Source organism: Saccharopolyspora sp. NPDC002578 (assembly GCF_053592695.1).
Window position 1 is genome coordinate 22573 of the sequence record NZ_JBSFWJ010000069.1, and the last position, 12263, is coordinate 34835.

The window sequence follows — 12263 nt, forward strand, 5'->3', positions numbered from 1 at the left end:
GAGGCCGAGCCGCGCGGGGGGCTTGCTCCCCTGCCAGTGAGAGCGATCCCCGAAACGGGGATTCGTCTCCATACGGCAGATGCTAACTGAAGCGCCTGTTCTCCCCGCAACCATGCTCGATCACGTCCGGTGTCTGCCACATCAGCACGGTCGTGGACACCCAGCACTGGGCGAAAGACCAGCGGTCGTACACCGCGGAGCCCGGACGTGCGGCTACGACTGGTGACCACGACAAGACAACTCGGGATTCAAGGCAGAAGCGGCCGTACCTGCGCGGCAGTAACCGCTTTACCGAGGACCACGAGGAAGCACTGGTCGGCTATGAGCGACCGGAACGCCTCTTCAGATCTTGCTAGAGAAACATGACAGACATTAACATCTCGTACCATGCGGTGTTGTACGTTTGCCAAGGTCGTCGGATTTCGGCCCTCGATACCAGCTCTATGCTCCTGGCAGCCGGGGTGCGCAACGGGACACCCGGCGGGCAACGGATTGCCGATTTTCGGCGCGGAAGGCAGGCTCGAATGAACGCAGTGGACGCTTATCTCGCTGAGTACGGCCGTGGTGAACAGGAACTGCTGCGGGGCGACCACCTGAACGGTGTCGGCGTTTTCAATGGTGAACGGGAGTTCGTCGAGCTCGCCGACCGGGCCTACGACACCGACCAGCACGGTGTGTTTCGGATCCGGGCCGAGGAATCCGCGCTGCTGGTCATCGACATGCAAGAAGATCTCGTGGCGCCGGAAGGCCGGATGTGCGTACCCGAAGCGTACCGGCAGGTCCCCCGCATCAAGCGCTTGATCCAGCACTGCCGCGGCGTGAACGTGCCCGTGATCTTCACCGAGGTGACGATTCCGGACGACGCTCCACACCAATACCCGGACTTTTTCCCACCGATACGCGCCGGGGCGGTGCGGGAGGGCACTCCCGGAATGCGCGTTTACCGAGAGTTGGCGCCACAACCTGGCGAGCGCGTCATCGACACCAAATTCGGGTTCGATTCGTTCAACGGCACACCGCTGGACTACATCTTGCGGCAACGTGGTGTGCGAACTGTGATCGTCTGCGGGACGCTGACCAACTTCTGCTGCGAAACCACCGCCCGGAGCGCCTACGGTCACGGGTACCAAGTGGTCTTCGGCTCTGATGTGAACGCCACCGACAACGCCGAGGCGCAGCGAGCGACGCTGCGGACGATGCGCCGCGGTTTCGGCCGAGTACTAGACCACCACTCGATCATGCAGGCGCTCGACGGGCGCGATGAGTCCTTCGAGGCCGCAGCTTCGATGGTCGACCTGAGTTGATCGTCGTCACGGACGAGATCAGACAGGATTCGACCGGAGATCCGTCGCCCTCTCGTGGAACGTGTCATGAATGGACCCCTTCGTGCTTTCTTCGGCGCAGCGGTGCTCCGCGAGTGGGGCGTCGGCCACGGGTACGGTCCGGGGTCTGCGATCACGGCTCCGGCGAAGGAAAGTGGGTGAACGATGCCACCGGCAGAGGAAGGCGAATATCTGGGCAGCGTGAGCATGGCGCTCTACCTGCACGAGGCTGAACCGGAGCGAGCCGCGCGCACCCTGATCGAGCAGGCTCGCACCGCCTTGGACGGTGGGTTCCACGGAATCACGATCAGCGAGCATCACGCCGGATTCCCCGGCTACGTCCCGGCACCGACCACGGTGGCGGCGACGATCCTCGGCGCCACGCAGCGAGGGTGGGTCGCACCGAGTCCGATCCTGCTGCCGCTTCGGCCGGTTCCGCTGGTCATGGAAGAAATCGCCTGGCTCTCCGCCTCCCACCCCGGCCGGGTGGCCGCCGGTCTGGCGGCCGGTTACTCACCGCGTGACTTCGACGTCTTCGGCTTCGACCGGAACGCGGCGGCAAAGACCTTCCGCGCCCAACTCGCCGAGTGGCACGAGCGGGTCACCGACGACTCGGCGCCGCTGCACGACGACCAGGCGATATCCGGTGTGCTCCCGAAGACTCCGGTTCTGGTGTGCACCGGCGGCCCAAAGACAGCGGCATTGGCCGCGCACAACGGATTCGGACTTTTCCTGCCGCCCGTCGACGATCACGCGAAGAACCGCGCCGCCATCGATTCCTACCGCGCGGCAAGCGGAATCGGACCACGCATCGCAGGACAATGGGTCTGGCTCGGCGAACCGCCACCGGCCGGGCTGGACGCCCTCGCCCAGGCATACCCGGACGTCGACAACTCCGGGAAGCAAGCCTACGCACCAGGCGTGCTGCACGAACACGACCCCGACTCCCTGGCCGACCGACTGCACGAGCTGATGCTGAATCTGGGCCTGACCGGGATCAGCCTCCGCGTGCACCTGCCCGGCGGCGACGCCGAGACGACCAGCACCCAGATCCAGCTGCTCGCCGACCAACTCGTCCCCCGCCTCGAGGCCCGACTCTCGGGATAGCCCCTCCCCGGTCGTCTCCTGCGGGACACCGACTCGTCACCGCACGAACCGTATCCGCACGTCCGCACGTCGCCTCCGAGGTGCGGACGTGCGGCTGTCGAAATGTGGCGGAGGCGCTGCGCTCGTCAACGGACGCCGGAGTTCCACTCGACCGGCCCGGCGACGATCGAATGGCTCGTCAGCTTCCTCCCCAGAACCGCCTGGACCGAGCGTGCGGCCGCGATGACGGACGGCAGCGACACGCCGGTCTCCACACCCATCTCGTGGAACATGCTCAGCAAGTCCTCGGTCGCGATGTTGCCGGTCGATCCCGGCGGAACCGGGCAGCCACCGAGCTCACCGAAGCTCGACTCGAAGCTGCCGCATCCCGCCTCCAGCGCGGCGAACGCATTGGCCAAGCCCTGTCCGCGAGTGTTGTGGAAGTGCGCCGTGACTTCGACACCGGGCAGCCGTCGCAAGGCGGCGGTGAAGAACTCCGAGGCGTAAGCGGGGTTGGCCATGCCGGTGGTGTCGCCGAAACCGATCTCCGTCGCACCGGCTTCTGCGAAGCGTTCCGCGAGGTCCAGGACCGCATCCATCTTCACCTCGCCCTCGTAGGGGCAACCGAACGAGGTCGCGACCACCGCGGCGCAACCGAGTCCTTCTTCGCGGATTCGCCGTGCCACGACGGCGTTCTCGTCCATCGACTCGCGGACGGTGCGGTTGACGTTCTTCTTGTTGTGCGTCTCCGAGGCGCTGACGAAGATCGCGGCCTCGTGGAACGTCTCCCGCACCTTCAGCGCGTTGTCGAGCCCCTTGTTGTTGGGGATCAGCACCATCAGCCGGACGTCGTCGGGCACGTCCACGCGGCGCAGCACCTCGGCTCCGTCGGACAGCTGCGGGATGAGGTCCGGGCGCACGAAGCTCGCCACCTCGATGCGTTCGAGGCCGGTGCGCCCCAGCTCGTTGATCAGCCGGACCTTGTCGTCGGTGCTGATGTGATCAGGTTCGTTCTGGAAGCCGTCGCGCGGACCGACCTCCCGGATGTGCACAGCTGCTGGGCGGTGGCTCATGGCAGCCGCTCCTTTCTGGTCAGGTGCGTCCAACGGCCGGTCCTGCCGACGGTTCAACGCCCGGCCTCGCTGGTCAGGCGGTCCGTTCGATCAACGTCGCGGTCCCGAGGCCGCCGCCGCAGCACATGGTGACGAGGCCGAGTTCGACGTCGCGCCGTTCCATCTCGGCGACGAGCGTGGCCATCAGCCGTGCTCCGGTGGCGCCTACCGGATGCCCGAGCGCGATCGCGCCGCCGTTGACGTTCACGCGGTCGAGGTCCGGCTTGAACTCGCGCTCCCAGGCCAGCACCACCGACGCGAACGCCTCGTTGATCTCGATCAGGTCGATGTCGTGGATGCTCAGGCCGTTGCGGTCGAGCAGCTTGCGGGTCGCCGGGATCGGACCGGTCAGCATAATGATCGGATCGACGCCGACCGTCGTTTGATCCAGCACCCGCGCACGGGCGTTGAGCCCGAACTCCTCCGTCCCCGCACGGGACGCGAGCAGCACCGCGGCGGCGCCGTCCGAGATCGGCGAGGAGGTGCCCGCGGTGATCCTGCCGTTCTCCGCGCGGAAGGGAGTTTTCAGCCGCGCCAGCGCCGACAGCTCGGTGTCCGGCCGGATTCCCTGGTCGGTGCTGCGCGTTTCTCCGGCCAGCTCCATCGAGATCATCTCGGCCGCGAACCGGCCTTCGGCGTCCGCCTGCGCGGCCAACCGGTGGGAGCGCACCGCGAACTCGTCCATCTCGGCGCGCTCGATCCCCCACCGCTCGGCGATGAGCTCCGCGCTCTCGCCCTGGTGCACGAAGGCGTACTGCTCGCGCAGCTCGGCAGGCCACGGATCGCCGTAGAGCTTGGAGATCTCGCCCGGGGAGTTGATCGGCACGCGCCCCATGTGCTCAACACCGCCCGCGATCACGACGTCGTGAGTGCCGGACCCGACGAGCCCGGCGCCCATCTCGACCGCGGTCTGCGCCGAGCCGCACCGGCGGTCGAGCGTGACGGCGGGAACCTCCGGCGGATGCCCCGCCTGCAGCCAGGCGTTGCGGCCGATGTTTCGGGATTGCTCGCCGAACGGGGCGGTACAGCCGATGATCAGATCCTCGACCTCGCCCGCGGGCAGGTCGGTGCGGGCGAGCAGTTCGTCGTAGCAGGCCGCGAGCATCTCGTTCGGATGCGTGTCGCGGTACCACCCCTTCTCGGGATGGCCTTTGCCCACCGGTGTCCGGACGGCTTCGGCGAGGACGACTTCCCGGCCTGCGCTCTGCATCGGCCCGGTGCGCGGGCGGCTCATCAGATCACCGTCCCGCCGTCGACGGGCAGCACCTGTCCCGTGATGTACCCGGCCGCGTCGGAGGCCATGAACACGAAGGATCCCGCGATCTCGGCTGGTTCGGCCCAGCGGCCGAGCGGGATCCGCGCCAAAGTCTTGGCGGCGAGCTTCTCGTTGCCGCGGATGTTCTCGGTCATGGCAGTGGCCGCCAGCGGGGCGAGCGCGTTCACCGTGACGTTGCGGCGCGCGAGCTCGCGCGCGAGCGACTTGGTCAGCCCGATGATCCCGGCCTTGGCCGCGCCGTAGTTGGCCTGGCCGATGGTTCCCTGCAACCCGGCTGCGGAGGTGACGTTGATGATGCGTCCCCGTCCGTCCTCGGCCAGGTACGGCAGCACTGCCTTGCTGCACGCGTAACTGCCCATCAGGTGGATGTCGACGATGCGGCGGAACGCCTCTTCCTCGAGGTTCGGGAACATCGCCGGGGCGATCGCACCGGCGTTGTTGACCAGGATGTGCAGCGTGCCGCCGGCCAGTCCCGCCGCGCGCTCCGCGGCCGCACCGGCCGCGACGGAGTCGCGGACGTCCAGCTGAGCGGATTCCGCGATGCCACCGGCATCGCGGATGCGTTCGGCGACGCTCTTGGCCGCCTGCTCGTCGATGTCGGAGACGAGCACGCGCGCACCTGCGTGCGCGAACGCCTCCGCCACAGCGGCGCCGATGCCACCGCCGGCTCCGGTGACCAGGGCGGCCCGGTCGTTCAGATCGAACATCAGTAGCTCCTGGGAAGACCGAGGACGTGCGAACCGAGGTAGTTCAGGACCATCTCCTGGCTGAGCGGAGCGATCCGCAGCAGGCGAGCCTCCCGGAAGTAGCGGGAGACGTGGTACTCCTCCGAGTACCCCATGCCCCCGTGGGTCTGGAGCGCTCGGTCGGCGGCTTGGAAGCCCGCGTCGGCGCAGAGGTACTTCGCCGTGTTGGCCTCGCGACCGCAGGGCTTTCCGTTGTCGTAGAGCCAGGTCGCCTTTCGCAGCGCCAGCTCCGCGGCGTCCAGCCGGGCGAGCGAGTCCGCGAGCGGGAACTGGAGTCCCTGGTTCATGCCGATCGGGCGCCCGAAGACCTCCCGCTCGTTGCCGTACTGCACGGCTTTGCGCAACGCCGCGCGGCCGAGCCCGAGCGCCTCGGCGGCGACCAGCATCCGCTCCGGGTTCAGGCCGTCCAAGATGTACTTGAAGCCCTGGCCCTCTTCGCCGACGCGGTCCTCGACCGGGATGCGCAGATCATCGATGAACAGCTCGTTGGAGCTGACGGCGTTGCGTCCCATCTTGTCGATGGGCCGGATGTCCACGTGGTCGCGGTCCAGCTCGGTGAAGAACAGCGTGAGGCCGTCGGTCTTCTTCTTGGCGTCCTCGAACTTGGTCGTGCGCGTCAGCAGCAGGACCTTCTCGGACTCCTGCGCCTTGGAGATCCACACCTTGCGGCCGTTGACCACGTAGTGGTCGCCGTCGCGGCGCGCGAAGGTGGTGATCTTGGTGGTGTCCAGCCCCGCTTCCGGTTCGGTGACGCCGAAGCACACGTGCAGGTCGCCGTTGACGATGCGCGGGAGGTTGCGGCGCTTCAGTTCTTCCGAACCGTGCACGATCACCGGATGCATCCCGAAGATCGACAGGTGCATCGAGCTGGCCGCGTTCATCCCGCCGCCGGAGGCGGAGACCTCCTCCAGCAACAGCGACGCCTCGGTGATGCCGTACCCGTGGCCGCCGAACTCCTCGGGCGTGGTGATCCCCAACCACCCGCCTCGCGCGAACGCGTCGTAGAACTCGGCCGGGAACTCGTGCGCCGCATCCTTCTCCAGCCAGTACTGGTCGCTGAACTTCCCGGCCAACTCGGCGACCGCTTTGCGGATCGTCGCTTGATCCTCGGTCAACTCAAAGTCCACAGCAGATCTCCCACTCGGCCCGGCTAGGCTTTGGCTTAATCATACTAAAGGCCTGACCAAAATAAAACCCGAGCGACCCCCTCACCGACCCGCCCAAGGGGAGGTCACTCGTGTTCGAGAACGACCTTGCCGAACCCGCTCCCCCGCTCCAGGTGCGCGTGCGCTTCGGCTGCCCGATCCAGCGGGAAGGCCCGGTCGACCACCGGGGCTCCGACCGCGCCGCTGCCCACGAGCGAGAGCAGGCCGGAGAAGTCCCGCGGGCTTCCCATCGTCGTCCCGAGCAGGTCGTACTGGCCGAAGTAGAAGTGCCGCACGTCGAGCACCGCGTCCGAGCGCAGCGACGCGCCCAGCACCACGAGCCGCCCACCAGGCCGCAGTGAGCGAATCGATTCCTGCCAGCTGCCCACCGGATCCAGCACGACGTCGAAACCACGGCCGCCCGGGGACATCCGCTTCGCCTGCTCGCACCAGTCGTCGTCCATGTAGAGCACGCCACCAGCGGCTCCGAGCTCCCGCGCCCGGTCGATCTTGTCCTGCGACGAGGATGTGACGACAACCTCCGCACCGCACGCCGCCCCGAGCTGCACCGCCATCGTCGCGACACCACCACCGGCGCCGAGCACGAGGAGCGATTCGCCCTTCCCGAGGCGGCCGCGCGTGAACAGCGCGCGGTAGGTGGTCAGCCCGACCAGGGGAAGCGCGGCGGCCGCTCGCCAACCCAGCCGCGCCGGTTTGGGGAACACGCAATCGGCGGGCACCGCGACGAGCTCCGCGTAGGTGCCCGCGTGGTGATCGCCGAGGATCTCCCACCCCGGCCCCGGAGCGCTCTCGTCCTCTCCCCACCACAGCGAGGGGAGGACGACCACCTCTTCACCGGTGTCGACCCGGGTGCCCGCTCCATCCGCCCCCGGAACGTGCGGCAGCTCGGATTCGTACTTCCCCTGGCGGACCAGCACGTCGTGCCAGTTGAGCGCGCTCGCCCGCAGCCGCACGGTCACCCAGCCCGGCTTCGCGGGCGGTTCGGCGAGCTCTTCGCAGCGAAGGTTCTCCGCGAGACCGAACTCCCGCAGCACTACCGCGTACACCTGGATCTCCCCATTCGGTCAGGTCCTTTGAACAGCAGGGCCGCACTCGGCGGTGGCAGGAACCGGAGCCCGCACACTCCGACCAGGACCGCGTGAACGACCATCGAGCGGGACCTCTGACTGTCGCCGTTGGAAAGGCCGTGGTGCGCTCGAGCAGCGTCAACGGGAGCTCCGGGCTCGGTGCGCCGACCGAGCCCGGAGCTCCCGACCGCGCTCCGGCTGACGCCACAGCGCGGCATCAGGCCGGGCTCGGCCGGTAGGTGTAGGAATCGCTGCGACTGAGCGCGAACTCGAAGATCCCCGTTCCGCGCGACCCGTTCCAGGTGTACGCGGCCAACCGGTCGGTCAACGGCGAGTCGAGGGTCCGTTGGTGCACCGACCCGTCCAACGGGTAGGTGTCGTGCTCCAGATGGTCCAGCCCCTTCCGGCGGCCGTGGTGCCCGCCGTACCCGCCACCGGCCATCAGCCCACCGCCGCTCGAGGCGTCCACGCCGATCGAGTACGTGGTGCCGCGCTGGGTCACCACCTCGACGGTGCCGCCCCGGAGGTCGATCCCGTCGAAGCGGAGGTCGTGCCGCACGTCGATGACGTCGTCGACCGCGCCGTGCTCGTGCAGCACCGCGCCGTCCAGCAGCAGTCGTCCGCCTTGGCGGTCCTCGACCAGCAGGATGCTGACCGAGCGGTCCGGGAACTGCGCCTGGAACCAGATGTGCATGCCCTGACCGCCGGAGAGGTTGCGCACGCCTCGGGACCGGTCCCGCTGGCCGTACCAGCCGTTGACCCGCTGCGTATCGCCATCGATCGTCAACGTGCCCTCGTACCGGCCGGACTGCACGAGGTGTTCGAAGTCGGTGGTCTCGGCGTCGGCGTTGTCGACCGCCACATCACCGAGCCAGTACGGGGTGCGCGCCCGCCAGATCACGTCGTATTCCATGCCGGTCGGGTTCGGGCCGAGCCGGAGCCGCCACGCCTGGTTCGGCTCGATCACTTCGAACCGCAACGGCCCTGCGCCGTGCCCTTCGGTGGCGCTGAGTTCGGTCGAGAACCGGACGTTGCGCTGTTCGGTCTTCGTGCTGACGATCGCGAAGCCGTCGGCGACGTCCTTCGCCGGGTAGTGGCCGAATCCCGTGATCACCGACGGCGTGGTCTCCCAGGTCGGGTGCAGGTTGAACATGAAGCGGTCGAAGAACCGCTCCGGCAAGTCGGTCGTGCCGGGGGCGACCAGGGGGTCGTGGAAGTCCTTGTTCATCGGTTCTCCTCGGTGGTGGGTCGCGCGGAATCAGCGCGCGGGTCGCCGAAGGCACTGACCACACCGGCGGCACCACCCCTCCGGCAAGCCCAGTCGACCGGAGCCGACCGGGTACCGGGGGAAGCGGCGGCGGATCGATCCGCGCCAGGGCTCGGCTGGACCGCGACGAAAGCGCGGCCTGCGCGGATCACTCCAACAGCCTGCTCTTGATGTCGGCCCGCAGCACGTGCTTCTTGATCTTTCCGGTGGCAGTAGCGGGCATCTCGCCGATGAGTTCCAGCCGCTCCGGCACCTTCTGGATCGCCAGACCCGCGTCCAGCAAGTAGGCCTTGATCTCCTCGAACGTCGGCGGATCCGCCTCGTCGACCGGAACCAGGTAGGCGCACATCTTCTCGCCCAGCCGCTGATCGGGCATGCCGACGCAAGCGATCTCGCGGACCGCCGGGTGCGCCGCCAGCAGGTCTTCGACCTGCCGGACGCTGATGTTCAGCCCGCCCCGGATGATGATGTCCTTGACCCGGCCGGTGACCCGCACGAATCCGTCGTCGTCCATGACCCCCAGATCACCGGAGCGGTGGAAGCCGTCCGCGGTGTAGTTGGCTGCGGTCTCTTCCGGCTGGTTGATGTACCCGAGGCAGTTCATCGCCCCGCGGTAAGCGATGTCGCCTTGTTCGCCCCTGGGCAGCTCCTCGCCTTCCAGCCCCACGATCCGCACTTCCTGATGCGGCAGCGCACGTCCGTCCGAAGTGAGCGCTCGGGACGGGTCGTCCTCCACAGTGCACGTCGTGGTGGTGATGTTCTCCGTCCTGCCGTAGAGGCTGAGAACCTGCATGTCCGGGAGGACCTCGCGGGCGGATTCGACCACGCTGCCCGGTACCGGCGCCCCGGCCGACGTCCAGAAGCGCATGGTCCGCGCGTCGTGCACGTCCGGGTCGTACACCTCGATCACCGATTGCAGGAAGGTCGTCGCGGTCACCGCCGCCGTGCAGCCGAACTTCGCGATCCGCTCCAGCCCCTCGTGCGGTTCCCACCTCTCCACCAAGTGCGAAGACGCGCCGTGGAGCAGCGGCAGCAGGTAGCTGGTGACGAAGCCCGTGGTGTGCGTGATGGGCGACGGTCCGAACTGGACGTCCGCCGGGCCGTAGCGCCACGCCTGTCCGAGCAGCCGGGCGCCCGCGCACATCGTGTTGAAGGTGTGCACGCAGCCCTTGGGGTGGGCGGTCGTCCCGGAGCTGTACATGATCGTGAACGGCTCGTCGGGTCCGGTGCCCGGCCCGAAGTCCGCGGTCCACGGGTCCTCGAACATGTCGTGATACCGCACGGCGCCGCCGGGAACCTCCTCGGACCGGACGACGACCACCGTGTGCAAGTACGGGTGTGCACGGGCCAGGTCGAGGAAGAGGCCGGCGTGGTCGAAACCCCGGTACTCGGGGGCCGTGAACACCGCGCGCACACCGGCGCTCGCGATGATGTAGCCGACCTCGTCCCTGCGGTAGATGGGCATGATCGGGACCACGACCGCGCCGACGCGCGCGATCGCCGTGGCGATCACGAAGAACTCGGTCCAGTTGGGCAACTGCACCGCCACCCGATCCCCCGGCACGATGCCCCGTCGTGCCAGCCCGGTCGCCAGGCGCAGCGCCGCGTCCCGCAGCTCCCGGTACGTGCACGAGGTGGTCGAGTCAGTGCCGAACAAGCGGTCCCCGCGCTCAGCGGCGTGCTGCTCGACCACGTCGAACAGCCGCTGCTCGCGCCAGATCCCGTTGCTGTGGTGGGCGCGGATCTCATCCTCGCCATAACGGTCGCGCACGGTCATGAGCGCCATGAGCACCTACCTGTCACTTCGCCTGCACGTCGCCTGGCGTGTCCCGCATCACGCCACGATACTTCAACTATTACAAAGGTCAGTCCAAAAATGGAAGAGGTGTTTGCCCGCCGACCCGACCGGGGCGGCGATCACGGAAGCCGGCGCGCTCGAACGCCAGGCACCCGAGGCACATGAGAACCAGGAAGAAGAGATCGAATACCCGCTGCGGCGACGCGACGGAGGACGCGGGAACGGCAGACGACATGCCAGGACGCCGCCGCCCGAGCATCAGGGCGCTGACCCGAAAATGATAGAATCAACCATAATATCCGACCAAAATCTGGAGATCCAGGTGGCTGACTCACCCAAGAGCCCTCGTTCTGCGGTGCGACTGGCGCCGATGGAAGTGCCGAAGGCTTCCGACGTGCTCGCCGGCGACTTGCGCGAGCGCATCCTCAGCGGGGAGTTCGTCGAGGACACCCAGCTCCCACCGGAGCGAGATCTCGTCACCCAGACCCAGATGAGTCGCAGCACGGTCCGCGAGGCCTTGCGCATCCTCGAAGTCCAGGGGCTGGTGCGCATCAAGTCCGGCCGCGCGGGTGGCGCGTTCGTGCAGCGGCCGAGCCAGAACTCGGTCGCGACGTCGATGAGCCTGCTGATCCGGGGGCGTCAGCTCCGCCTCTCGTCCCTGCTGGAGACGCGCGAGGCCATCGAGCCCGTCTGCGCCCGGCTCGCGGCGCAGAACCGCACCGACGACGAGCTGGCGGTGCTGGACCAGGCGAACAAGGCGCTGGAGACGGCCGACGGGAACCTCTCGGACTTCCTCAACGCCAACATCGACTGGCACATCGGCGTGGCCACCGCCAGCCACAACGAACTGCTGGAGGCCCTGATGATCGCGCTGTCCAAGGCGATCTACACGGCCACCGAGAACGAGGCGTTCGTCGACGCCGAGGTCCGCGGGGTGACGGCGCGGGCGCACAAGTCCATCACCACCGCGATCCGCCAGCAGAACCCCGACGCCGCGGTGCGCCGGATGACCCGGCACGTGCACTCCTACGCCAAGGCCGTGCTCGAGACCGATGACCGCGTGGAGATCCCGGTCGACGACTGACCGGACCCGCTCCCCCGGACAGCCCGGACACTCGGCTTGCCGCCCCTGCCCCGAGCGACGGCGCTCGCGGTGCAGCGGAAGTGCCGGTGGCCAAACTCCTTTTCCTCCTCCGGCGCGGCACGGCCGGATACGCACGACGGCGCACCGAGACGATCGATCCGTCCTACATGGACTGTGTGTCGCGCTTCACCGACGACAGCAGCAGCTGCGCCACGTCGAGGACCTCGACGTTCTCCGACGCCGCGCCTTCGTTCTGGCGGGCGGTGAGGCCGTCGTTGAGCATCACGCGGCAGAACGGGCAACCCGTCGCGATCTTCTGGGGCGCGGTGCCCAGCGCCT

10 protein-coding genes are annotated in these 12263 nt (G+C 68.0%); 3 read left to right on the forward strand and 7 right to left on the reverse strand.

The features are described 5' to 3' along the window. Positions 1-524: 524 nt before the first annotated feature. Together ACWD38_RS24900 and ACWD38_RS24905 are read left to right on the forward strand one after the other, a co-directional pair. Complete coding sequence (locus ACWD38_RS24900; RefSeq protein ID WP_450125013.1) at positions 525-1304, forward strand: cysteine hydrolase family protein; 780 nt, start codon at positions 525-527, stop codon at positions 1302-1304. A gap of 183 nt (positions 1305-1487) precedes the next feature. After that, entirely contained in the window at positions 1488-2429 is a 942-nt protein-coding gene (locus tag ACWD38_RS24905; RefSeq protein WP_450125014.1) for an LLM class flavin-dependent oxidoreductase, read from the forward strand. A gap of 125 nt (positions 2430-2554) precedes the next feature. Here the strand turns inward: ACWD38_RS24905 and ACWD38_RS24910 are convergent, their stop codons facing one another. From ACWD38_RS24910 to ACWD38_RS24940, 7 genes are all read right to left on the reverse strand, one after another. Further along, complete coding sequence (locus ACWD38_RS24910) at positions 2555-3481, reverse strand: hydroxymethylglutaryl-CoA lyase (RefSeq protein ID WP_450125015.1); 927 nt, start codon at positions 3479-3481, stop codon at positions 2555-2557. Positions 3482-3554: 73 nt separating this feature from the next. Further along, entirely contained in the window at positions 3555-4754 is a 1200-nt protein-coding gene (locus tag ACWD38_RS24915; RefSeq protein WP_243794955.1) for a thiolase family protein, read from the reverse strand. Continuing rightward, positions 4754-5503 (reverse strand): SDR family NAD(P)-dependent oxidoreductase, encoded by a 750-nt coding sequence (locus ACWD38_RS24920; protein ID WP_243794952.1) that lies wholly within the window; start codon positions 5501-5503, stop codon positions 4754-4756. The genes ACWD38_RS24915 and ACWD38_RS24920 overlap by 1 nt, the downstream gene beginning before the upstream one ends. Continuing rightward, positions 5503-6657, reverse strand: a complete 1155-nt coding sequence (locus ACWD38_RS24925; RefSeq protein WP_450125016.1) for an acyl-CoA dehydrogenase family protein — start codon at positions 6655-6657, stop codon at positions 5503-5505. Before ACWD38_RS24925 ends, ACWD38_RS24920 begins: the two co-directional genes overlap by 1 nt. Before the next feature lie 116 nt (positions 6658-6773). Beyond that, positions 6774-7754: a quinone oxidoreductase family protein gene (locus ACWD38_RS24930; protein WP_450125017.1), complete on the reverse strand. Its 981-nt coding sequence runs from the start codon at positions 7752-7754 to the stop codon at positions 6774-6776. Positions 7755-7992: 238 nt separating this feature from the next. Next, positions 7993-9003 (reverse strand): hypothetical protein, encoded by a 1011-nt coding sequence (locus ACWD38_RS24935; protein WP_450125018.1) that lies wholly within the window; start codon positions 9001-9003, stop codon positions 7993-7995. A 187-nt stretch (positions 9004-9190) separates the two neighbouring features. Then, positions 9191-10828 carry an AMP-binding protein gene (locus ACWD38_RS24940; RefSeq protein ID WP_450125019.1) on the reverse strand — a complete coding sequence of 546 codons (1638 nt, stop codon included), beginning with the start codon at positions 10826-10828 and terminating at the stop codon, positions 9191-9193. Positions 10829-10931: 103 nt separating this feature from the next. Between ACWD38_RS24940 and ACWD38_RS24945 the strand changes: the two genes are divergently transcribed. Then, entirely contained in the window at positions 10932-11924 is a 993-nt protein-coding gene (locus ACWD38_RS24945; RefSeq protein WP_450125020.1) for a FadR/GntR family transcriptional regulator, read from the forward strand. Positions 11925-12263 lie beyond the last annotated feature (339 nt).